The sequence below is a fragment of the Sphingomonas sp. genome, assembly GCF_026460985.1.
GTDB lineage: Bacteria > Pseudomonadota > Alphaproteobacteria > Sphingomonadales > Sphingomonadaceae > Sphingomonas.
The window spans coordinates 15,228-37,258 of sequence record NZ_JAPKNM010000017.1 but is presented as its reverse complement, the minus strand read 5'-3'; the positions used below and the strand labels follow the sequence as shown (position 1 = coordinate 37,258).

Here is a 22,031-nt window from a genome sequence, read left to right as displayed (position 1 = left end):
CAATAGCTCCGCTACACCCGCGCAAAGCATCCATCCGTTGCCGCGAATCCCCCGACGCACCATTTGCGGGGCCATGGCATCCCTGCTCGACCCTTCCGCGCGCGGTCGCGTGATCCTCGTCGGCGCCGGTCCAGGCGACCCTGGGCTGCTCACCGTGCGCGCGGTCGAGGCGCTGCGCGCAGCCGACGTGCTCGTCCATGACGGCCTCGTCGATCCGCGCGTGCTCGATCTCGCCCCGCAGGCCCATCGCATCTCGGTCGCCAAGCAGCGCAACCGCCACACCCTGCCCCAGGAAGCGATCAACGCGCTGATCGTCGCGCATGTGAAGACCGGCGCGATCGTCGTGCGCCTCAAGGGCGGCGACCCGTTCATCTTCGGCCGCGGCGGCGAGGAAGTCGAAGCGGTGCGCGCCGCCGGCCTGCCGGTCGAGGTCGTCCCCGGCGTCTCCGCCGCATTGGGCGCCGCCGCCGAGGCGATGCTGCCGCTCACCCATCGCGACTGGTCGAGCGCGGTCAGCTTCGTCGCGGGCCAGTGCAAGGGCCTGTCCGACCAGAACTGGTCGGGCCTCGCCGGCAAGGGCCGCACCTTGGTCATCTACATGGGCGTCGCCAACTGCCCGCAGATCGCCGACAAGCTGATGGCCGACGGCGTCGCCCCCGACATGCCCGTCGCGGTGCTCGAACGCGCCACGCTGGAGGGGCATCGCGCGATCCGCACCCTGCTCGCCGATCTCGGCGACATGGTCGAGCGCGAGAAGGTGAAGAGCCCCTCGATCATCGTCGTCGGCGAGGTCGTCCGCCTGTCCGACGCCGACGACAAGCTCGTTCAATGGGCCAAGACCGCGGAGACGCTCGCATGAAGCTCCTGACCGGAAACGACCTCGCCACCGGCGACGTGACCTGGTGGACCGGCACCGGCTGGTCGCGCCATGTCGAGGACGCCGTCGACGTCGGCGACCAGGGCGAGGCGATCGCGCATGCCGAGGAAGGCGCGCGCCGGGTCAACGCGCCCTATGTGATCGACGCGACCGAGACGCCCGAAGGCCCTCGCCCCGCGCACATCAAGGACCGCATCCGCGCGCTCGGCCCCACCGTCCGCGCCGACCTCACGCTGAAGCCCGCGGACCCGAACGCAGGGAGCTGGGTGATATGATTTTCGCACGCGGAGGCGCGGAGGAAAAGAGTGCGTTCGCGCAGAGGCGCAGAGAGCACAGAGATGTCGCGCTCGGCTGCGCCAGCAGCCTTTCATCCACTCGCGACTGGAATGGAAAGCGGGCTGCCGCGCGCATCTTCTTCTCTGCGTCCTCTGCGCCTCTGCGCGAACCCATTTTTTTCGCGCCTCCGCGCCTCCGCGTGAATCAAATTCAGGCCACAAGCTGATGTACAAATACGACCAGTACGACCACTCGATCGTCGCCAGCCGCGTCGAGGAGTTCCGCGACCAGGTGGCGCGCCGCCTCGCCGGCCAGATCACCGAGGACCAGTTCAAGCCGCTGCGGCTGATGAACGGGCTCTATCTCCAGCTTCACGCGTACATGCTGCGCGTGGCGGTCCCCTATGGCACGCTCGACAGCCGCCAGATGCGGATGCTCGCCACGATCGCGCGCAAATACGATCGCGGCTACGGCCATTTCACCACGCGCCAGAACATCCAGTACAACTGGATCAAGCTCGAGGACGCGCCGGACATCCTTGCGGATCTCGCCACGGTCGAGATGCACGCCATCCAGACCAGCGGCAATTGCATCCGCAACATCAGCTCGGACCAGTTCGCCGGCGCCGCCGCCGACGAAGTCACCGATCCGCGCCCCTGGGCGGAGCTCCTCCGCCAGTGGAGCACCTTCCACCCCGAATTCAGCTATTTGCCCCGGAAGTTCAAGATCGCGGTGATCGCCGCGGACGAGGACCGCGCGGCGATGCGCCTCCACGATATCGGCATCCAGATCGTCGACAACGACGGCGTGCACGGCGCCAAGGTCTTCGTCGGCGGCGGCATGGGCCGAACGCCGATGGTCGCGCCCGAGATCAAGGACTTCGTGCGCCTCGAAGACCTGCTCAGCTATCTCGAGGCCTGCCTGCGCGTCTACAATCGCTACGGCCGCCGCGACAACATCTACAAGGCGCGGATCAAGATCCTCGTCAACGATCTCGGGCCCGAGGAATATGCCCGCCAGGTCGAGGAGGAGTTCGTCGCGGTCAAGGCGCTCGGCATCGATCCGCCCCAGGCCGAGTTCGACCGCATCGCCGCCTATTTCGCGCCGCCCGCCTGGGAGGCCGGCCTCGGCGACGAGCTCGATCGCAGCGACCCCGATTTCGCCCTCTGGCTCGACCAGAACGTCTCCGCACACAAGGCGCTCGGCTATGCCGTGGTCACGATCAGCCTCAAGCCGATCGGGGGCATCCCCGGCGACGCCTCGGCCGACCAGATCGACCTGATGGCCGATCTCGCCGAGCGCCTCAGCTTCGACGAGCTGCGCGTCACCCATGCGCAGAACATCGTCCTGCCGCACGTCCGCAAGGCGGATCTCTACGCGCTCTGGGAGCAGCTCCGCGACGCGGGGCTCGCCGAGGCGAATCTCGACCTGATCAGCGACATCATCGCCTGCCCGGGCCTCGATTATTGCAGCCTCGCCAACGCCCGCTCGATACCGGTCGCGCAGAAGATCGCGACGCGCTTCGCCGATCTCGGCCGCCAGCGCGACCTGGGCGAGCTCAAGCTCAAGATCAGCGGCTGCATCAACGCCTGCGGCCACCATCATGCCGGGCATATCGGCATCCTCGGCGTCGACCGCAAAGGCACCGAGAACTACCAATTGCTGCTCGGCGGATCTGGGGCGGAGGATGTCAGCCTCGCCAAGATCACCGGCCCCGGCTTCTCCGAGGACGGCATCGTCGACGCGGTCGAGAAGGCCACCAACGTCTATCTGCGCGAACGCGCCGAGGGCGAGCGCTTCCTCGACACCTATCGCCGCATCGGCATGGAGCCGTTCAAGGAGGCGCTCTATGGCTGATCGCAACCGCTATTCGACCGCTCTCACTCCGTTCGTTTCGAGCGTAGTCGAGAAACGGCCAGGCAACCCTTCCTCTCGGTTTCTCGACTTCGCTCGAAACGAACGGGGCATGGCATGACCGACAATATCCTCCGCTTCCGCGACGACGAGCTCCACGAGGAGCCTGCGGTCACGCTCGACTCGTTCCTCGGCCAGTCCAATGCCACCGCGGTCCGCATCGAATCGGGCGAGGATGCGCGCGCGCTGCTGCCGCACATCGATCGCCTCGCTTTGGTTGAAGTGAGCTTCCCCAAATATCGCGACGGCCGCGGCTATTCGACCGGCCGGATCCTCCGCGAGGCCGGCTATACCGGCGAGCTCCGCGCGCAGGGCGACGTCCTGGTCGACCAGATCCCGCTCATGCGCCGCTGCGGCTTCGACAGCTTCGCCCCCGAGGCGCCGGTCGACCCCGCGACGCTCGAAGCCAGCCTCGCGCGCTACGAGCATGTCTATCAGGCGGCCGCCGACAGTGCGGTGCCGGTGTGGAAGCTCCGTCATGGCTGAGGCCGTCGCCCGCAAGATCGACAGGCTGGATATCGCCCCCCGCTTCACCGAGCAGGACGCGATCCGCCTGAACAACATGTTCCGCGGCACCTCGACCGAGGAGATGCTGCGCACGGTGCTCGGCGAGCACATGGTCGGCGACGTCGCGGTGGTCTCGTCCTTCGGCGCCGAGTCCGCGGCCTTGCTCCACCTCATCGCCTCGATCGATCCGTCGGTCCCGGTGCTGTTCCTCGAGACCGGCAAGCATTTCCCCGAGACGCTCGCCTATCGCGACCTGCTCGTGGAGCGGCTGGGCCTGAAGGATTTCCGCAACCTCCGGCCCGACCCGGAAGTGCTCGCCGCGCGCGACGCCAACGAGCTGCGCTGGTCGTTCGACCCCGACGGTTGCTGCGATATCCGCAAGGTGGTCCCGCTCGCCAAGGGGCTCGCCGATTTCGACGCGACCATCACCGGCCGCAAGGCGTTCCAGGCGAGCACCCGCAGCGCCCTGCCCCGCTTCGAGATCGACACGTCCGACACGGTCGGCCGGCTCAAGGTCAATCCGCTCGCCGACTGGACCCGCGCCGATCTCGACGCCTATTTCGCGAAGCACGACCTGCCGGCCCATCCCCTGGTGGCACAGGGCTATCTCTCGATCGGCTGCGCGCCGTGCACCAGCGTGGTCAAGCCCGGCGAGGACCCCCGCGCCGGTCGCTGGCGCGGCTGGGACAAGACCGAATGCGGCATCCACACGCCCATTGCGGACGGCGACCCGAACCAGCCGAGCTTCTGAGGCCAAACTTCCCCTCTCCCACAGGGGAGGAAAAAGCGTCGCCGGGGCCGCTTCTGCGGCAGCCCCGGCGATCCTCTCCTGCTGACGAACCTGTCAGAACAATATCGGCAGACGCGGCAGGATCTGGTTGCGCACGCTGTCGCCGCCCCGCGCGTCCGCACCAAGGCTGCCGAAGAGCATCGCCCCGCCCAGGAACGCGCCGAGCAGGAAGCTCAGGCTCGCCAGCGTCTCGCCTTGGTTCGATCCTGGCCCGAAGATCTGCCCCGGCTTGGTCGCATTGAGATCGGCCTGGGTCGCCACGTCGCCGGTATAGGCCGAGCGCCAGCCCGCGCCGCTGTCATTCTCGTGCAGCACGAAGCCGTCGGCATTGGCGCGGTCGAGCGCGCGGCCATTGTCGCCCATGGTGATCTCGAGGTCGCCGAGCTTCTGCTGGCTGAGCCCGGTCACTTCGATCGCCTGGTCGCCCTTGGTGATCGCCACCGAGCTGGCGAAATAGACGTTCGGATTGCCCTGGCCCTGCTCGGTGTTGATCGTGATCTTGGTGCCGTTGTCGAGCGTGAAGGTCGTCGTCCCCCAGAAGTCGTAGACGTGCTGGCCGTTCACATCGACATGCGGGTCGCCCCAGATCCGGGTGGTCTCGCCGGTATTGGCGTTGGTGATCGTCATCTCCGAATTGCGTTCGTTGAGCTGCAGGCTGTAGCCGTCGCCGAGATCGATCGAGGCCTTGCCCTCGGTGCCGGTCTTCACCGTCCAGCTCGCCTGGGTCTCGCCGCCGCAGCGCGCATCGACGTTCCAGCCGCGCGGGAAACAGGACGAAGCGAACGGCCCCGCGCCGAGCGGATTGAGCAACTTGCCCGCGATCCCGGCCGCGAGCACGAAATTGGCCGAAGCCGAGCCGGAGAGCAGCCCTTGCAGGGCGCTGGAGAAAGCAGTGTTCGCAGCGATCGTCGTCATCTCGCGTCCCCTGTGCCTGGTGGATGCGAAGAACGTTACGCTGTCGCACGCCCGCCCGCGCTCCGCATTCCGACTAGAGCCGCTAGTCGCTTCGATTAGTCGCGCATCCGCCCCGGCCCGCCGCTGGCGCGCTCGACGCGCCCGCACCGCCGCCCTTCCCTTTCGCCCCGGGATCGTCGAGGAGGGCGCCATGCTCCGAACCCTCTATCCCCCGATCGAACCCTATGCGACCGGCACGCTCGACGTCGGCGACGGCCACAGCATCCATTATGAGCGCTGCGGCACGCCGGGCGCCAAGCCGGCGGTGTTCCTGCATGGCGGCCCCGGCGGCGGCATCTCGCCCAAGCATCGCGGCCTGTTCGATCCCGCGCTCTACGACGTGCTGCTGTTCGACCAGCGCGGCTGCGGCAATTCGACTCCGCATGCCGGGCTGGAGGCGAACACCACCTGGCACCTGGTGGCGGACATCGAGCGGCTGCGCGAACTCGCCGGCGTCGAGCAATGGCTGGTGTTCGGCGGTTCCTGGGGCTCCACGCTCGCGCTCGCCTATGCGCAGGCGCATCCGGACCGGGTGAGCGAGATCGTCCTGCGCGGCATCTACATGTGCACCACGGCCGAGCTCGACTGGTTCTACCAGTTCGGCGTGTCCGAGATGTTCCCGGACAAATATGAGCGCTTCGTCGCGCCGATCCCCGAGGCCGAGCGCGGCGACCTGCTCCGCGCCTATCATCGCCGCCTGACCACCGGCACGCGCGAGGACCAGATCGCCGCCGCCCGGGCCTGGAGCCTGTTCGAAGGCGAGACGATCACGCTGCTGCCCGATCCCGCCACATCCGCCCAGCATGACGAGGGCCATTTCGCGCTCGCCTTCGCCCGGATCGAGGCGCATTATTTCGTCAATAACTGCTGGCTCGAGCCCGATCAGCTGCTGCGCGACGCGCACCGGCTGCACGCGATCCCCGGCACGATCATCCATGGCCGCTACGACATGCCCTGCCCCGCCCGCTATGCCTGGGCACTGCACAAGGCCTGGCCCGAAGCGGACTTCCACCTGATCGAAGGCGCCGGCCACGCATTCTCCGAGCCGGGCATCCTCGATCAGCTGATCCGCGCGACCGATCGCTACGCAGGCAAGAGCGGCGAATAAGGTCCGTCCGCAGTTACCATGCCTTCCCCGCGAGGAAGAGCGCCGAAACCCACCCTTGACTCTTAAATCTACATATGTTGGATTGAGCCATGGTTCGAAACCGGCGACCATCGAAGCAGATGCTCATCCTCCTGGAGGCGCTATCCGTGCGACGGCAGGAATGGCGTCATGGCTATGACCTCATGAGGGAGACCGGCCTGTTGTCGGGCACGCTCTACCCGCTGCTGATGCGGATGACCGATCAGGGGTTGGTCGAAGCCGAATGGCGCGAGCCGGCACAGCCCGGGCGACCCGCCCGTCACGCCTATCGGCTGACCGCTGCCGGTTTCGCGCTCGCCCATGCGGTGGCCAATGACAGCGGGGACCTTGCCCCCAGGGTTTCGCTGGCATGAGGGCCGCCGTGTCGCGGGCCGTGATGGCGCTGGCGATCGCCTGTCTTGGCGAGCACCGCCGGGAATGGGCGCGTGCGATGCGGGCGGAGTTCGATGCTGCAGCCGAGGATGGGAAGCCGCTGATGTTCGCGATCGGCTGCCTGACGGCATCCTGGCGCGCGATGCCGACCCATGAGGAAGGCCGTTTCGTTCTGACCAACTATGCCCTCGCGCTTGGCCTGATGGTGCCGATGGCGGCCCTGCAGATTGGATGCGCGGTGTTCGGTTTCCCTTACCTGTATCCAGGACAGGACGGGCTTCGTGGCGCGCTGATGGCGGGCGGCGCACAGGAACTCCTCCTGCGCGGCGTCTATCAGGCCGCCGTGCCGTCGCTCACCGCGCTCCTGCTCTTGCTCGGCCTGGGGCATCTCCGCATTGCCTGGGTCATGCTGGAACGCGACTGGTCGCGCGTCACCTCCATGGGGACGCGCATCATGGCGGCGGCGGCGACGCTCATCATCTTCATGACGGCGCTCTTTCTCGATAGCAGCCAGGCGGTGTTGCAAACCGCGGTGCTGGCGATCGAACTGGCGGTCCTCACCCTTCTCGCGCGGTGGCACGCGCAGCTTTTCCCACCGGCCTCGCCAGAGGATCTGGCGCGGTAGATTCAACCGGCAAGTTTTCTTCGGGAGCGTGAGCGCTTTGAAGATGGATGGCGCGCGCCTGCAGTAGATCGCCCGCGGGCTCTGATGCGTGGCCGAGATTTGGCAGCTTACAACAACAGGAGAGGTGCCCCATGTTTCGATCCGGTCCGGGCTTCAGAGCATTATTTCTCGGCGCAGCTGGCCTGGCGTTGATCGCTGGCGGCGATGCCGCTGCGCAGGCAAAGGAAGCGCGCTGCGCGGTCCCCGCCACGTCGGCGGGCGGACCGAGCAACGCCCATACCCGATACGTCGAGGCGAACCTCAATCCGCCCGTCATCCAGCCGGGCGCCAGGCCGTACAGCCTCGCCGAGCGGATGCGGACGTACGACGTGCCGGGCATCAGCGTGGCCGTCATTCATGGCGGCAAGCTCGACTGGGCGCGCGGCTGGGGTCTTCGCGACACCGCAAGTTGCGCGCCCGTGACGCCGGATACGGCGTTTCAGGCCGCATCGATCAGCAAGGTCGCGACGGCGATGATCGCGCTGCGCCTGGTGGAGCAGGGAAAGCTCGCGCTCGATCAGGACATCAACCTCTGGCTGCGCTCCTGGCAGCTGCCCCGCGATCCGAAGCTGGACCCCGACGGCGTGACGCTCCGCCAGCTTTTGAGCCACACGGCGGGGCTCGGCGTTCACGGCTTCCCCGGCTATCTGCCGGACGCCCCCTTGCCCACGCCCGCCCAGATCCTCGACGGCAAGGCGCCGGCCAACACTGCGGCGGTGCGCAGCGTGCTGCCCGTGGGCGCGCAATGGACCTATTCGGGCGGCGGCTATGTGCTGACGCAGCTGGCGCTCGCCGACGTGAGCGGAATGCCGTTCGCGGACCTGGCCCAGCGCGAGCTGCTGCGCCCGTTGGGGATGACGCGCAGCGCCTATGCGCAGCCGCCGACCACGGCGATCCGCGCCGACATGGCCTTCGCGCACGCGCACGGCACGCCGATCCCCGGCAACTACCATGTCTATCCCGAACTCGGTCCGGCGGGACTGTGGACCAGCGCGAGCGATCTCGCGCGCCTGCTCATCGACGTGCAGGCCTCCGCCGCCGGTCAGGCCGGCCACAGGCTGTCGCCAGCCATGACCCGCACGATGCTGACGCCGATCATGGGCAATTGGGGCCTCGGACCGGCGGTGTATCTGGATGGTGCCCGGCGCTTTGGGCATGACGGCCTCAATGAAGGCTTCCAATCATTGATGATCGCCTATGTCGACAAGGGCGAGGGCGTCGTGGTTCTCACCAATGGCGGCAACGGCAAGAGGCTGATGGACGAAGTCGTCCGGGCGATCGCGACCGACTATGGCTGGAAGGACATTGCGCCCCCGGCCGTCCAGGAGAAGGTACTGACCGGCGCCGAGCTCGCCAAAGTCGCGGGCAGGTTCGAAGGCGGCGGACTTTCCGTCATTCTCGAAGCGCGGCCGGACGGACTCTTCGCCGACACCGGCGGCCCGAGCCCCGAGCGGCTGACGGCACTATCCGCCACACGCTTCCTGAGCGACGCGCGAGGGATCGTCGTGCAATTCACTCCCGACTATTCGAGCTTCGATATCGTCGAGGGCGGGCCTCCGATCAAATTCCTCCGCGCGAAACCGTCTGCTCCGGCCCCGAAAGCGGACGGGCCGTGAACCACCGCCAGCGCCCCTTCCCGCGACTCGCCGCTCAATAATCCTCGTGCGCGAGGTCGCTGAACTTGGTGAACTGGCGGTCGAAGCGCATGTGCACCGAACCCGTCGCGCCGTGGCGCTGCTTGGCGATGATCACCGTCGCCTTATTGGCGACCTCGAGCTGCTTGGCCTGCCAGGCCTCATAGGCCATGCGCTCCTCGGCGGTCTCGGTGCCGTCGGGGACCTTCGTCGGCGCCTTGAAGTCGTGATAATATTCATCGCGATAGACGAACAGCACGATATCCGCGTCCTGCTCGATCGAGCCCGATTCACGAAGGTCCGACAGCTGCGGCCTCTTGTCCTCGCGGCTCTCCACCGCGCGGCTCAGCTGCGAGAGCGCCAGCACCGGCACGTTGAGTTCCTTAGCCAGCGTCTTCAGGCCGCGGCTGATCTCCGAGATCTCCTGCACGCGGCCGTCGCCCGATGCTTTGGCGCTGCCGGTCAGCAGCTGGAGATAGTCGACGATCACCATGCCAATCTTGTGCTGGCGCTTCATCCGCCGCGCGCGGGTGCGCAAGGCCGCGATGGTCAGGCCCGGCGTGTCGTCGATGAACAAAGGCAGCCGCTCGAGATCGCCCGCGGCGCGCGCGAACTTCTGGAACTCGCCATGGCTGATCTGCCCGGTGCGCAGCTTCTCCGAGACGACCTCGGCCTGCTCCGAGAGGATACGCATCGCGAGCTGGTCGGCCGACATTTCGAGGCTGAAGAAGGCGACCGGCGCGCCGATCGACTTCTCCTCGGGGATCCCCGCCTCGAGATCGTCGGCCCAACGCTTGGCGGCGTTGAACGCGATGTTGGTCGCGAGCGAGGTCTTGCCCATGCCCGGGCGGCCGGCGAGGATCAGCAGGTCCGATCGGTTGAAGCCGCCGGTCGATGCGTTGAGGTCGCTCAGCCCGGTGGTGACGCCCGAAATGCCGCCGCCCGAATTCATCGCCTTCTCGGCCTGCCGCACCGCCAGCGTCGCCGCGCGGGTGAACGATTTGAGGCCGGCGTCCGAATCGCCCTTCTCGGCGACTTCGTAGAGCTTCATTTCGGCCTGCTCTATCTGCTTGGCCGGGTTGATGTCCTGGCTGGTGTCGAGCGCGCCGTCGACGAGATCGCGCCCCACCGTCACCAGCGCGCGCAGCATCGCGAGGTCGTAGATCTGGTCGGCGAACGAGCGCGCGCCGATCAGGCTCGCCGGGTTGCCGGTGAGCTGCGCCAGATAGGCCGGGCCGCCCACTTCCTTCATCGCCGGATCGGCGGCGAAGAGCGGGCGCAGGGTCACCGGCGTCGCCAGCCGGTTGTCGCCCACCATCGCCGCGATCGCCTCGTATATCCGCCCGTGCAGCGGCTCGAAGAAATGTTCGGGCCGCAGCTTCTGGAGCACATCCTCGGCGACGCGATTGTCGATCATCATCGCGCCGAGCAAGGCCGCCTCGGCCTCGACATTCTGCGGCAGGCTCACGCCTTCGGTCGGCTGGGGATTCGGAAAGGGGATCGGCTCGGCCATGCCCGTCTGTCGCGCAAGCGGCCGTCCGCATCAACCACCACGCTTGTGAATAACGGGCATGAGCGGATAGGAGCCAGTCAATGGCCGATCCGCGCATCATCGACGTGACCCTCGACGAGCGCACAATCCTGTGGCGCTCGGCCGATATCGAGCAGGAGCGCCGCATCGCGATCTTCGACCTGCTCGAGGACAATCGCTTCGCTCCCCAGCGCCGCCACGCCGACGGCTATGAAGGGCCCTACAAGCTCCACCTGCGCGTCGAGGAAGGCCGGCTCGCGCTCGAGATTCGCCGCGCCGACGATTCGCACCTCGAGACGCTCGTCCTCGGCCTCGCCCGCTTCCGCCGCCCGATCCGCGACTATTTCGCGATCTGCGACAGCTATTACCAGGCGATCCGCAACGCCTCGCCCGCCCAGATCGAGACGATCGACATGGCGCGACGCGGCATCCACAACCAGTCGGCGGAGCTGCTGGTCGAGCGGCTCGAGGGCAAGATCGACGTGGATTTCGACACCGCCCGCCGGCTCTTCACGCTGATCTGCGTGCTGCACATCAAGGGGTGAGTCCCGGCCCAGGGGAACAGCATGATGGACGAGGCCGGCACCAGAATCATTCCCCGGAGAACGCCGGAATCAGCGGCGATGGTGGCCAGCGTCCAGCGGGCGATGGCGATCACGCCGGTGCTCAACCGCCTGACGTTCGCCGACGCGGACCAGATTCGCGCCGTGTTCAGCGATCTCATCGGAAGCAAGGTCGATGACGGTTTTTCGTTGATCCCGCCCTTCTACACGACGGGGGGCGAGAATATCCGGATCGGGCGCAACGTATTCATCAACCAGAATTGCACGATGTACGATCTCGGCGGGATCGATATCGGCGACGACGTGATGATCGGCCCCAATGTGAGCATCATCACATCAGGCCACCCCGTCGAACCCGCGCAGCGGCGCGCCGCCGTCGTCGCAAAACCCATCGTGATCGACCGAAACGTCTGGATCGCGGCCGGCGCAACGATCATCGGCGGCGTGACGGTCGGCGAAAACTCGGTCGTAGCCGCGGGCGCGGTAGTCACGAGGGACGTTCCGCCGAATACGCTGGTGGGAGGCAATCCGGCGCGCGTCATTCGTTCGATCGGCAACGAGTGAAGCGGGATCCGCTGCCTCTGGCTCCTCGCCCGACGATGTGGCACCCGTCGCGCAGGATTTGGGACAGGATTTGGAATTGCACCACATGAACGACGAAGGCGCACGCACACTGATCGAGGCGGCACGGCTGGCAGCGAAAAATGCCTACGCCCCCTATTCGAACTTCGCGGTGGGCGCCGCGGTGCTGCTGGAGGACGGCAGCGTCGTCACCGGCGCCAATTTCGAGAATGCCAGCTACGGCCTGTCGCTCTGCGCCGAGACGGTGGCGCTGGCGACGGTCAACGCGCAGGGCCGCTTCCGCGAGGTCGTCGCGATCGGGGTGATCGGCGGCCGCATCGGCCATGCCGACACCGCCCCGGTGAGCCCCTGCGGACGCTGCCGTCAGATCATCAACGAGGCCGCGCAGGTCGGCGGGCGCGACTTGCCCGTCTATTGCGGAGGCGCGGCGGGCGACGCGATTGCGGAGTACAAGCTCTCCGAGCTCCTCCCCCACGCCTTCGGCCCCGCCGATCTCGGGCTTGCCTGACGCCCGGTCTGAACGCGTTCAGCGCTTCGGCCCGGCCGCGCCATTGCCGAGGCCAGGCGCGAGCACCGGCCCATCGCCCCCATAGGCATCTCCCGGCAGGCTGCCGCTCGGCCCCTGCGGTCCGTCATATTCGTGCAATTGCGGCGACGGCGCCTTGCCGGGGCTCGTATTGAGGCCGGGCGCGATTACGCGGTCGGCCTCATAGGCGTTTTGCCCGCCCTCCAGCCGCCGCTCCGATTCCGCGCCACTGGGTCCGTCATATTCCTGGAGCGCCGGGGTCTTGGGCCCCTGCCGTGCCACGTCGTGCGGCGGCGGCGCCCGGTTGCCCCACAGTTCGTCGCGCATCGCACCCGGCCGCGCCTCGAGCGGGTTTTCGGCAATCCGGCGCCGCTGGTCGATATAGCGCCGATACTCGCCCGGCTCGCGCGCCTGGAGATAATCGGTATAGCGCCTCTCGGCCAACCGGATTTCGTTACGTGCCCAATCCGCTTCCTTGTCGAAGTCCCTGCGCAGGACAATGTCGTCCTTGGGCAGCAATTCCTTGCGCTGCAGGATCATGTCGAGTTGGCGCCGCTTCTGCGAGAGTGCGTCTTCCAGTTCCCTCTTCAGCTTCGGATTGGGGCCGCTACCGCCGCCGTCTTCGCGCTCCTCCTTCTTTTTGGGGCCGGCGGCGACCGGCGCCTTTTTCGGCGATGCCTTGCTGACGGGCTTTGCGGGCGAAACCGGAACGGCGCCCGCAAAGCCCGGCCCGAATACGATCTTCAGCGGCCCCGGCGGCCCGGACCGCACGGGGACGGCCTGATCGACCTGCATTTCCTCGAGGATGCGCATGGCCTCGGCAGTGTCGCCGGACTCGGCGGCCTTGCGATAGCGAACCTCATAGAGGCTCCTGCGCTCGTCCAGATTCCGCGCGGCCTCCCGCTCGCTCGCTCGGACATCTCTTCTGGCCTGCTCGATGATCTCGTTCTGCGTGGGCGCCCTGTCCTGCGCGGCCGCCATGGCGGGCAACAAAAGGCTGCCCGCCGCCAGAAGCTTGATCTTTACCCGCATCATCACGCGCCTTCTCCGGCGCCGAACGCGCCCATTGCCGTGGCGCTCACTATCACCCGGGGCGACGCTCACCGCTGACCTCGCGACCAAGTCCGCCGTGCTTGCGATCGGTTCTGCCCCGACAGGGAGCCAGGCCGAGCCGGCTTGCCAATTCCTTCGCTCCCGTGCTTGGTAACGCTAACGGAGGAGATGCCATGAAGACGTTGTCCCGGAGCGCGCTCGCGCTGCCGATCCTGTTCGCCGCGCCCGCAGCCGCGCAGGAGGCGGCGCCTCTGCTCCATCCGATGTTCCAGGATCATGGCGTCCTCCAGCGCGATCGGCCGATCGCGGTCTGGGGCGACGCGCCGGCGGGCGAACGGATCGAAGTGACGCTGGGGAACAGGAAGGTGCAGACGCGCGCCGGCAAGGACGGGCATTGGCGCGCCGACCTTCCGGCGATGCCCGCGGGCGGCCCCTACACGCTGGCCGTCGCCACGCGCGGCGGCAAGAGCGCGCGCGCCGAGGATATCATGGTCGGCGACGTCTGGCTCTGCTCGGGCCAGTCGAACATGGAATATCCGGTCAGCGGCGTGCTCGGCGCGGCGGGCGAGATCGGCAAGGCGAACGATCCCGACCTGCGGCTGATGACGGTCGAGAAGAAGACCAGCCTCAACCCCGAGCGCCAGTTCGCCACGCCGGTCCAGTGGCAGCGGACGACGCCCGACACGATCCGCGAATTCTCCGCCGCCTGCTATTTCATGGCCCGCGACCTGCGCGCCTCGCAGAAGGTGCCGATGGGACTGATCGACGCCACCTGGGGCGGCACCGCGATCGATGCGTGGCGGCCCGAGAGCGCGCTCGCCAAGGATCCGACGGCGGCACAGGACCTCGCGCTGCTCCGTACCTTTCGCACCGATCCCGCGCAGGCGAGCCGACTCTTCGGCGAGCGCTGGATGGCCTGGTATCGCGGCAGGTCGGGAGACGCGGCGGGCGCCGAGCCCTGGCAGGCGGAGGCGCCGGGCGACTGGCAGCCCCTGCCCTCGTTCGACCCGTGGGAGAAATGGGGCGTCGCCGATCTCGCCGAATATAACGGCATGCTCTGGTACCGCACCGAAGTGACGCTGACGCCCGAGCAGGCCGCCAAGGGCGCCACGCTCGCGCTCAGCCCCGCCGACGACATGGACGCGAGCTTCGTCAACGGCGTGCCGGTGGGCGTCACTTATGCCTGGGGCGTGCCGCGGCTCTATCCGCTGGCACCGGGCACGCTCAAGGCGGGCCGGAACGTCATCGCGGTGGGCGTGCTCGACACCTGGGGCGAAGGCGGTCTCACCGGCACCGCCGATCAGCGCGCGATACGCTTCGCCGACGGCACCAGCGTGCCCCTTGCCGGGCCCGAGGGCTGGCGCTGGCGCCGCGCACCTGCCGGGGTCGGCGATCCGCCGCACGCGCCCTGGGAAGCTATCGCGGGCTTTTCGGGCATCTACAATGCGATGATCGCGCCGATCGGGCCTTATGGCCTGCGGGGCGCAGCCTGGTATCAGGGCGAGGCCAATGCGGGTTCGCCCGGCGGCTATGCCGGCAAGCTCGGCAGCATGATGACGGCCTGGCGCGGCCAATTCGGCAAGGCCGACCTGCCCTTCCTCGTCGCCCAACTCTCGGGCTGGGGCCCGCGCGTACCCAAGCCCGTCGAGAGCGGCTTCGCGCAGATCCGCGACGAGCAGCGCCGCGCCGTCGCCGCCGACGCCCATGCCGCGCTCGCGGTCACGGTCGATATCGGCGACGTCGTCGACATCCATCCCGCCAACAAGGCGGACGTCGGCCATCGCCTCGCCCGCGGCGCCGAGGCGCTGACCTATGGCGGCAAGGCCTCGCCCTCGGGTCCCTGGCCGGTCGAGGCACGCTACGAAGGCGCGGTCGTGCGCGTCCGCTTCACCGGCGCCGACAAGGGGCTGGTGGCCTATAGCGCCGCGCAGCCGATCGGCTTCGAGCTCTGCGGCGCCGCGCCCGGAAGCTGCCGCTTCGCCAGCGCGACGCTTTCGGGGAACGACGTGCTGGTCACGGTCGGCACCGGCGCCGCGGACCGAGTGCGCTTCTGCTGGGGCGACAGCCCGATCTGCAACCTCTACGACGGCACCGGCCTCCCCGCGACGCCGTTCGAGCTGCCGGTCCGTTAGACAGGAGCGAGGTTCACAAGTCCCTTTCCAGCTCGCTGGCCATCGTATCGTAGGTCAGCTGATCGATCGGCTTTCCTCGCTGGATGCGCCCAACGCCTGAGCTTCCTGCCGCGTTGTTCACCGGCACTCTCTTGTCGGCCAGGAATGCGATCAGCTTCCTGGCCTCGGGATGATCGGTGATCGGACCCAACCGGTAGCGGCTTTCCAGACTGGTGTGATCCTTGCTGCTGTTCATGCAGATCAGGGACATGGGCAATTGCACCTTTTGGCCCGGCCGCACCTGCACCACTTGCTTGACCAGAAGAATCCCGTGCTGGTCGCTCGATCTTTCGGAAATCACGATCAGCCCTGCAGGAATGATGACATCGATGATGCCTTCATCCCCTCTCCCTCGCGGGTTCGTGTTTCGAATGACCATGCAGATCTGAACCATCCCGCCATGACCGATTAGAGGCCTGGCGGACTTTGCGCCCTCTTCCTTGCAATCATCTTCGTCGAACATGTTGTAGGGCATGATCTGCTTTTCGACGACGATGCCGGCCGGGGGTATCCATGGCGTGCCGGTCGGAAGCTGCGTGGAATCGCCCCAGCCCGGTGGATAGGATTGCGCGTGCGCGGCGGAAGCCACCGCCAACAACAGGGCCGCAAGGATCTGTGTTCGCATGGGTTCGTCACTCTTCAGGTTCGATCACTGCACGTTTGCGGCCACGCACCGCCTTCGATCCAGCGCCCCAGCGACGGGCACCTCATTCTCGTCGACGACGCCGAAGGGAGCGGCTGCGTGCGATGGACGCCCTTCAGCCATCAAGCGGCTTGCTCCGCCGCGCGCTTCCGGCGAAACGGACTCAGACCTCAGGGGGATTCATGAGCATTCTTTCCGACCGCTGGATTCGCGAACAGGCCCTCGCCAACGGCATGATCGAGCCGTTCGTCGAAGCGCAGCGGCGCGAGGGCTGCATCAGCTACGGCCTGTCCTCCTACGGCTATGACGCGCGCGTCGCCGACGAGTTCAAGATCTTCACCAATGTCGATTCGGCGGTGGTCGATCCCAAGGATTTCGCCGCGAACAGCTTCGTCGACCGCAAGACCGACGTGTGCATCATCCCGCCCAACAGTTTCGCGCTGGCCCGCACGGTCGAATATTTCCGCATCCCGCGCGACACGCTTGTCATCTGCCTCGGCAAGTCGACCTATGCGCGCTGCGGGATCATCGTGAACGTGACCCCGCTCGAACCCGAATGGGAGGGCCATGTCACGCTCGAATTCTCGAACACGACGCCGCTGCCCGCCAAGATCTACGCCAATGAGGGCGCGTGCCAGTTCCTGTTCCTCAAGGGCGATCAGCCCTGCGAGACCAGCTATGCCGATCGCGCGGGCAAATATATGGGCCAGCGCGGCGTGACGCTGCCGAGGCTCTGAGGCGCGGGCGATGGCGAGCAGCGACGATCTCCGCGCCGAATATCTGCTGCTCCAGACCTTCTACGAGGATTATGACAAGCGCGCTCTGTCGCTGAAGGCGATCGCCGGGCCGCTGCTCGGCGCAGGCGTGGCGGCTGGGCTCAAGGAAGCGAGCGACGCGATCCTCGTCGCGACGATCGCAGTGGCGCTGTCGCTATGGTTGCTGGAGGCGATCTGGAAGAGCTTCCAGTATTGCCTGGTCGCACGGATCGACCAGCTCGAGGCGTGGTTCCGCGCTGAGCCGGCCGAGCCGGTGATCGCGCCTTTCCAGATCTACGCGACGTGGAGCCAGTCCTGGCTCCACTATCGCCGGGCGGCCAGCCTGGCCGCCATTTTCGTCCAGCCCTTCGTGGCTTTGCCCTATGTCGTGCTCGTCGCCGTGGCAGGCGCCGGACTCATCCTGACCTGATCAGCGCGCGCTGAACTGCACCGTGTCGAGCCGGCGCAGGCCGCGCTGCGCGATCATGTGCGAGCCCGCGGTCTGCTCGGCGCTGATGTCCATCAGCACGTCGTCCTTGCTGAGCACCTTGGTGTAGAGCGCGCGCGCCTCGCTCGCCCGGCCGGTCTTGGCATAGACCGCGGCGAGGTTGAGCAGCAGCTCGGGGCGCCCGGGATAGATGCGCAACTCGGCGAGAAGCTTCGACTCGGCGGCGGCGTAGTCGCCCTGCACGATCTGCGTGCTGGCGACGGCGCTGTCCTGCGCCTGGGCCGGGAATGCCGCGACCAGGGGTGCGGCGGCGAGGATAACAAGACCAAAACGCATGGCACCCTCCAAGAATCATTGCGTCACGGTGACTCTTCCGTGACATCTTAATGACTCTTGTGTGACACTTTCGTTGCATTCCAGCAAGTGCGTTCATTGCAAGCGCAAAAAGAAAGGCGGCCCCGAAGGACCGCCTTGCCGAAGTTCATGCGGCTGCGCTTGCGCGCGGCCGGATCAGAAGTCGTTGCGATACTGCTCGTTGCCGACGAAGCCGAGCTTGGTCACATTCGCGCGCTTCACGATCGCGAGAACCCGGTCGACCACGTCGTAACGGGCCTGCGGATCGGGCTGGAAGTGCAGTTCCGGCTCCGGATCCTGCTGAAGCGACGCGTCCAGATACTGACGCAGCGTCAGGTCGTCGATCTGGACGCTGTTCCAGAACAGATTGCCGTTCGCATCGATGTACAGCTTGTTCTTCTGCGGCTCCACCGGAGGCGCCGAGTTCGGGCTGTTCTGCGGCAGGTCGACCTTCACCGCGTGGGTCTGGATCGGGATGGTGATGATGAACATGATGAGGAGCACGAGCATGACGTCGATCAACGGCGTCGTGTTCATTTCCATCATCGGCTCGCCATCGTCGCGGCCCGCGCTCATTGCCATTTCGAAAACTCCTTAAACGGGGCGCGTCACAGGCGGGTTACGGAGGACCCGGCTTCCGGCTCGGAGATGAATCCGACCTTCACGAAGCCCGCCATCTGCATGGTGTAGATCGTACCGCCGATGCAGCGATACGGGGTGTTGACGTCGCCGCGGATGTGCACCTCGGGAAGCTCGAGCCCTGCGGCGTTGGGGCCGCCCTGGCGATCGATTTCCTTCTTCAGCTTCTCCACGCCCTTTTCGAGCAGCTCCCTGCTCGAGACCGGCGTCATGCCCCAGTAAACCTGGCACTGGCCACCGGCACCGGTGATCGAAAGCGCCACGTTCTCGGGCTTGGTCGTGGTCGGTTCGAACTGCACTTTGGGAAGCGCCAGATCGATCGACTGAATCACCACCGGAACGGCGATCAGGAAGATGATCAGGAGCACCAGCATCACGTCCACGAGAGGCGTGGTGTTGATGTCCGACATCGGTGCGTCGTCGCCGCCGTCGCCTACGCTCATCGCCATTGGGCGTTATCCTATCCTTTATCTGCCCCCGGGAAAGCCCGGGAGCCGGGTCGCACGCCGAGGCGTGCGACCCAATCCTGTACTATGCTTTACGCGCGGGTCTGCGCACCACCCGCCTGGCCGGCGGTCGTGGTGGTGCCAGCCGGCTTGGCAGCGGCGGCGGCAGGCGCCTTCTTGGCAGCGGCGCTCGCGGTCGGGCGGACGCGGCCGTCCGAAGCGAGATAGCCGAGCACGTCGTTCGAGAAGCCGTTCAGGTTCTCGGCGATCGCCTTGTTGCGGCGCTGCAGGAAGTTGTACGCGAGCACGGCGGGAACCGCGACGACCAGACCGAGCGCGGTCATGATCAACGCTTCACCGACCGGGCCGGCGACGGCGTCGATCGAAGCCTGACCGGCCGAACCGATCTTGATCAGCGCGCGGTAGATGCCGACCACGGTACCGAACAGACCGATGAACGGTGCGGTCGCGCCGGTCGTCGCGAGGAACGCGAGGCCACCGTTGAGCTGCGAGTTGATCGACGCTTCCGAACGCGCGAGCGAGCCGTGCAGCCAGTCATGCGCTTCGATGGGATCGGTCAGTTCCTTGTACTGGTCCTGCGCCTGGATGCCGTCGTCGACGATCTGGCGATAGGCCGAGTTCTTCTCGAGCTTCGCCGCGCCTTCGCGCAGGCTGTTCGCGGTCCAGAACTGCGAGCGAACGCGCTTGTACTGGTTGATGATCTTCTGCTGCTCGAACAGCTTGGTGAACAGGATGTAGAGCGAGACGAAGAGCATCAGCACCAGGATACCGAACACGGTCTGGGCGATCAGGCCGCCCTCGCGGAGAGCGGCTTCAAGGCCGTACGGGTTGTCGCCCTTGGGCGCCGCCGCGGCGAGAATGGTCATGAGCATTGTCGAATATTCCCTTACAAGAATTGCTGTGTGCGCGGCGTTTCGGCCGCTTTGATCGCCTTACTTTTCAATCTGCCACCGGAAGCGGAGCGACTTGCGCCCGCCCGGGATCGGATTGCCCGCGGCATCCAGCGCCGGCGAATATCGCCCGCGACGGGTGACGAGACGGCAGGTCGCTTCGTCGAGAACCGATGCGCCGGACGACGAGGTGACCGAGCAATTCTCGATGCGCCCCTGCGCGTTCACGTTGAACGAGATGCCGACCGAACCCTCCTGCTCGGCGCGAAGCGCGGCAGGCGGATAGTCGTCCTGGGTGACCCACGAGGCGGGGTTGCCCTTGGCGGCCGCGGCCTTGCTGATCGCCGGCGGAGCCGGAGGCGCAGGCGGCGCAGGCGGTGCCGGCGGCGTGATCGGCGGCGGCGGCGGAATGATCGCGGTGGTCTGCATCGGCGGCGACGGCACCTGGACCTGCACCTGAGCCGGCGGCGTCACGACCTGAGTCGGAGGCGGCGGCACGGGGCTGTCCGGCGGCGGCGGCGGCGGCGGAACCTCCTCGGGCGGGGGCGGCGGCTCTTCGACCTCGAAGGTCTTCAGCTCTTCCGCTTTCTTTTTGATATATTGGTATGCCAAGCCCGTGACGAAGGCATATCCCATGCCAGCCACGATGATTGCGACTATGATAATCGCAACGAACCGGCTGCCACTTACATTCCGGTCAGCGTAAGCCATTCGGCAACGTCACTCCTCTAATCCTGTGCGACCCTGGGCGCCACAGATGCTTCGCGCACAAGTTCGACCGCCCTTCGCTTGGGTGCGTCGGTACGGCAGAGCGCGAGTCTCTATCGTGGGCACTCGGGGTACGCAAACGCTTTGTCGGACAATCCGCGCCTACCGGCGCTACATGACCGAATTATTTCTGTATAAGAGCGCGGCGATCCGGTAACGCAAGCGCATGATCCGTACCCACGTGATAGCTTTTTGTTGCGCGATATCGTTAATTGCGCCTGCCCAATCCGCCCCGCAAACCACGCAAAACCAAGCCTCCCCGGCCGCTGTATTACCCAGCTACGCCACTGTCGCGGGACTAGTTCTTGGCGCGCCGCTGATCGTCGATGCGCGCATTCGCAGCGCCGTCAGAATTAAAGGCGCCGAAGCCGCCAATGTCGCCCCCGGGCGGGCTCGATTCTACATCGAAGCCGATGTGACGGCACTGATTCGCGGCCCCGCGGTGGCTCCGAGAATCGGGTATGTCGCCGATCTGCCGCTCACCGAACGCGGTCGCGAGCCCAAGCTCAAGAAACAGCGCGTGCTCCTTTTCGCCCGTCCCGTCACCGGCCGGCCCGACCAGGTCCAGCTCGCCACGCTCGACGGGCAGCGCGCCTGGTCGCCCGAGTTTGACGCGCTGGTGCGCGGCATCGTGCGCGAGACGATCGCCGCCGACGCGCCGCCCGCGATCACCGGTGTCGGCAATGCCTTCCACGTGCCGGGCTCGCTTCCCGGCGAGGGCGAGACCCAGGTCTTCCTGCAGACCGCGAACGGCGCGCCGGTCTCGCTGCAGATCCTGCGGCGCCCGGGCGAGCAGCCGCGCTGGTCTGTCTCATTGGGGGACATTGTCGACGAATCGGCCGGCCCGCCCAAGCCCAACACCCTGCTCTGGTACCGGCTCGCCTGCGGACTGCCGCGCCAATTGCCGGCCGAGAGCGTCGAATCGGGCGATCCTGCCAATGCTGCGGTAGCCCGTGAGGATTATGCGATGGTCCTCGCCGCGCTGGGACCGTGCCGCTGAAGCGCGTTTAACTTGGAGGCTGAGTCCGGCCGGTTCTTATCCTCCCCCGCCAGGGGGAGGATCGAGAAGACCGAACGTCGATACGACCTAACGCCGGTGGCGCACCATGGTGATGCCGATCGATTCGCCCTGTTCGGCGATCGCCAGCTTGACGATCCTCACCTCCACCCGCCGCACCCGCGCGTCCGAGACGAACAGCGTGTCGCAGACATGCTCGGCCACTGCCTCGATCAGCGTGAAGTGCACGTCCTTGGGCAGCGCCGTGGTCGCGGCGTGCTTCAGGTCGATATAGCTCTTGGACGCATTGAGCGGCGTATCGGGCGCGAAACGCTCGGGCATGTCGATGTCGGCGGTCACCGAGATGCGCAGCGGCTGCGGCAGGTGCGTCTCCTCGGAATAGATTCCGGTCAGCACCTCGACTTCGAGGTCGTGCACCTGGAGCTGGAGCAAATCGCGCAACTAACTGCCTTTCGTGAAAATCGCGCCCCCTTAGCAGAAGCCGCGCC

At 66.8% G+C, this 22,031-nt stretch carries 26 protein-coding genes; 16 read left to right on the top strand and 10 right to left on the bottom strand.

The features are described from left to right. Positions 1 to 73: 73 nt before the first annotated feature. The 5 genes from cobA to MT490_RS03590 all read left to right on the top strand — a co-directional run bounded on the left by cobA (position 74) and on the right by MT490_RS03590 (position 4,325). Positions 74 to 859, top strand: a complete 786-nt coding sequence (gene cobA, locus MT490_RS03610) for a uroporphyrinogen-III C-methyltransferase (protein WP_297384332.1) — start codon at positions 74 to 76, stop codon at positions 857 to 859. Further along, positions 856 to 1,152: a DUF2849 domain-containing protein gene (locus MT490_RS03605; protein ID WP_297384331.1), complete on the top strand. Its 297-nt coding sequence runs from the start codon at positions 856 to 858 to the stop codon at positions 1,150 to 1,152. The genes cobA and MT490_RS03605 overlap by 4 nt, the downstream gene beginning before the upstream one ends. 226 nt (positions 1,153 to 1,378) lie before the next feature. After that, entirely contained in the window at positions 1,379 to 3,010 is a 1,632-nt protein-coding gene (locus MT490_RS03600; RefSeq protein ID WP_297384330.1) for a nitrite/sulfite reductase, read from the top strand. A gap of 114 nt (positions 3,011 to 3,124) precedes the next feature. Further along, a complete protein-coding gene (locus MT490_RS03595; protein ID WP_297384329.1) occupies positions 3,125 to 3,553 on the top strand; it encodes a DUF934 domain-containing protein in 429 nt (142 codons plus the stop codon). Continuing rightward, positions 3,546 to 4,325, top strand: a complete 780-nt coding sequence (locus MT490_RS03590; protein ID WP_297384327.1) for a phosphoadenylyl-sulfate reductase — start codon at positions 3,546 to 3,548, stop codon at positions 4,323 to 4,325. The genes MT490_RS03595 and MT490_RS03590 overlap by 8 nt, the downstream gene beginning before the upstream one ends. Positions 4,326 to 4,418: 93 nt before the next feature. Here MT490_RS03590 and MT490_RS03585 read toward each other — a convergent pair whose 3' ends face one another. Next, positions 4,419 to 5,279 carry a DUF1521 domain-containing protein gene (locus tag MT490_RS03585; RefSeq protein ID WP_297384325.1) on the bottom strand — a complete coding sequence of 287 codons (861 nt, stop codon included), beginning with the start codon at positions 5,277 to 5,279 and terminating at the stop codon, positions 4,419 to 4,421. A 190-nt stretch (positions 5,280 to 5,469) separates the two neighbouring features. Between MT490_RS03585 and pip the strand changes: the two genes are divergently transcribed. From pip to MT490_RS03565, 4 genes are all read left to right on the top strand, one after another. Beyond that, positions 5,470 to 6,426: a prolyl aminopeptidase gene (pip, locus tag MT490_RS03580; RefSeq protein ID WP_297384323.1), complete on the top strand. Its 957-nt coding sequence runs from the start codon at positions 5,470 to 5,472 to the stop codon at positions 6,424 to 6,426. 119 nt (positions 6,427 to 6,545) lie between these two features. Continuing rightward, on the top strand, positions 6,546 to 6,818 hold the full coding sequence (locus tag MT490_RS03575; RefSeq protein WP_297384322.1) for a helix-turn-helix transcriptional regulator: 273 nt from the start codon (positions 6,546 to 6,548) through the stop codon (positions 6,816 to 6,818). 23 nt (positions 6,819 to 6,841) lie between these two features. After that, positions 6,842 to 7,462, top strand: a complete 621-nt coding sequence (locus MT490_RS03570; protein WP_297384321.1) for a hypothetical protein — start codon at positions 6,842 to 6,844, stop codon at positions 7,460 to 7,462. Positions 7,463 to 7,650: 188 nt separating this feature from the next. Next, complete coding sequence (locus MT490_RS03565; RefSeq protein ID WP_297384319.1) at positions 7,651 to 9,117, top strand: serine hydrolase domain-containing protein; 1,467 nt, start codon at positions 7,651 to 7,653, stop codon at positions 9,115 to 9,117. 34 nt (positions 9,118 to 9,151) lie between these two features. Here MT490_RS03565 and MT490_RS03560 read toward each other — a convergent pair whose 3' ends face one another. Next, positions 9,152 to 10,648 carry a replicative DNA helicase gene (locus MT490_RS03560; protein WP_297384317.1) on the bottom strand — a complete coding sequence of 499 codons (1,497 nt, stop codon included), beginning with the start codon at positions 10,646 to 10,648 and terminating at the stop codon, positions 9,152 to 9,154. A gap of 80 nt (positions 10,649 to 10,728) precedes the next feature. Between MT490_RS03560 and MT490_RS03555 the strand changes: the two genes are divergently transcribed. The 3 genes from MT490_RS03555 (at position 10,729) to MT490_RS03545 (ending at position 12,319) form a co-directional block, all read left to right on the top strand. Then, on the top strand, positions 10,729 to 11,211 hold the full coding sequence (locus MT490_RS03555; RefSeq protein WP_297384315.1) for a UPF0262 family protein: 483 nt from the start codon (positions 10,729 to 10,731) through the stop codon (positions 11,209 to 11,211). A 21-nt stretch (positions 11,212 to 11,232) separates the two neighbouring features. Next, positions 11,233 to 11,793: a sugar O-acetyltransferase gene (locus MT490_RS03550; protein ID WP_297384314.1), complete on the top strand. Its 561-nt coding sequence runs from the start codon at positions 11,233 to 11,235 to the stop codon at positions 11,791 to 11,793. A 70-nt stretch (positions 11,794 to 11,863) separates the two neighbouring features. Continuing rightward, positions 11,864 to 12,319 carry a cytidine deaminase gene (locus tag MT490_RS03545; protein WP_363321722.1) on the top strand — a complete coding sequence of 152 codons (456 nt, stop codon included), beginning with the start codon at positions 11,864 to 11,866 and terminating at the stop codon, positions 12,317 to 12,319. Positions 12,320 to 12,337: 18 nt separating this feature from the next. Here the strand turns inward: MT490_RS03545 and MT490_RS03540 are convergent, their stop codons facing one another. Continuing rightward, entirely contained in the window at positions 12,338 to 13,441 is a 1,104-nt protein-coding gene (locus tag MT490_RS03540; protein WP_297384310.1) for a hypothetical protein, read from the bottom strand. A gap of 122 nt (positions 13,442 to 13,563) precedes the next feature. On the opposite strand from MT490_RS03540, the gene MT490_RS03535 reads away from it, so the two are divergent. Then, complete coding sequence (locus MT490_RS03535; protein WP_297384309.1) at positions 13,564 to 15,522, top strand: sialate O-acetylesterase; 1,959 nt, start codon at positions 13,564 to 13,566, stop codon at positions 15,520 to 15,522. A gap of 13 nt (positions 15,523 to 15,535) precedes the next feature. On the opposite strand, the gene MT490_RS03530 is transcribed toward MT490_RS03535, so the two are convergent. After that, positions 15,536 to 16,186: a hypothetical protein gene (locus tag MT490_RS03530; protein WP_297384307.1), complete on the bottom strand. Its 651-nt coding sequence runs from the start codon at positions 16,184 to 16,186 to the stop codon at positions 15,536 to 15,538. Between the two features lie 200 nt (positions 16,187 to 16,386). On the opposite strand from MT490_RS03530, the gene dcd reads away from it, so the two are divergent. Then, on the top strand, positions 16,387 to 16,941 hold the full coding sequence (gene dcd / locus MT490_RS03525) for a dCTP deaminase (protein ID WP_297384305.1): 555 nt from the start codon (positions 16,387 to 16,389) through the stop codon (positions 16,939 to 16,941). A gap of 10 nt (positions 16,942 to 16,951) precedes the next feature. Continuing rightward, the gene (locus MT490_RS03520) at positions 16,952 to 17,389 is read left to right on the top strand and encodes a hypothetical protein (protein ID WP_297384304.1); all 438 of its coding nucleotides are present in this window, start codon (positions 16,952 to 16,954) and stop codon (positions 17,387 to 17,389) included. On the opposite strand, the gene MT490_RS03515 is transcribed toward MT490_RS03520, so the two are convergent. From MT490_RS03515 to MT490_RS03495, 5 genes are all read right to left on the bottom strand, one after another. Next, on the bottom strand, positions 17,390 to 17,743 hold the full coding sequence (locus MT490_RS03515; protein WP_297384302.1) for a tetratricopeptide repeat protein: 354 nt from the start codon (positions 17,741 to 17,743) through the stop codon (positions 17,390 to 17,392). Positions 17,744 to 17,917: 174 nt separating this feature from the next. Next, positions 17,918 to 18,343: a biopolymer transporter ExbD gene (locus MT490_RS03510; RefSeq protein WP_297384300.1), complete on the bottom strand. Its 426-nt coding sequence runs from the start codon at positions 18,341 to 18,343 to the stop codon at positions 17,918 to 17,920. A 26-nt stretch (positions 18,344 to 18,369) separates the two neighbouring features. Further along, positions 18,370 to 18,849 carry a biopolymer transporter ExbD gene (locus MT490_RS03505; protein WP_297384299.1) on the bottom strand — a complete coding sequence of 160 codons (480 nt, stop codon included), beginning with the start codon at positions 18,847 to 18,849 and terminating at the stop codon, positions 18,370 to 18,372. 89 nt (positions 18,850 to 18,938) lie between these two features. Continuing rightward, positions 18,939 to 19,739, bottom strand: coding sequence for a MotA/TolQ/ExbB proton channel family protein (locus MT490_RS03500; RefSeq protein WP_297384297.1), 801 nt, complete (start codon positions 19,737 to 19,739; stop codon positions 18,939 to 18,941). Between the two features lie 60 nt (positions 19,740 to 19,799). Continuing rightward, complete coding sequence (locus MT490_RS03495) at positions 19,800 to 20,468, bottom strand: energy transducer TonB (RefSeq protein WP_297384296.1); 669 nt, start codon at positions 20,466 to 20,468, stop codon at positions 19,800 to 19,802. A gap of 499 nt (positions 20,469 to 20,967) precedes the next feature. Between MT490_RS03495 and MT490_RS03490 the strand changes: the two genes are divergently transcribed. Next, positions 20,968 to 21,525: a hypothetical protein gene (locus tag MT490_RS03490; protein WP_297384294.1), complete on the top strand. Its 558-nt coding sequence runs from the start codon at positions 20,968 to 20,970 to the stop codon at positions 21,523 to 21,525. Between the two features lie 87 nt (positions 21,526 to 21,612). Here the strand turns inward: MT490_RS03490 and MT490_RS03485 are convergent, their stop codons facing one another. Continuing rightward, entirely contained in the window at positions 21,613 to 21,984 is a 372-nt protein-coding gene (locus MT490_RS03485; RefSeq protein WP_297384292.1) for a dihydroneopterin aldolase, read from the bottom strand. Positions 21,985 to 22,031: the final 47 nt, after the last annotated feature.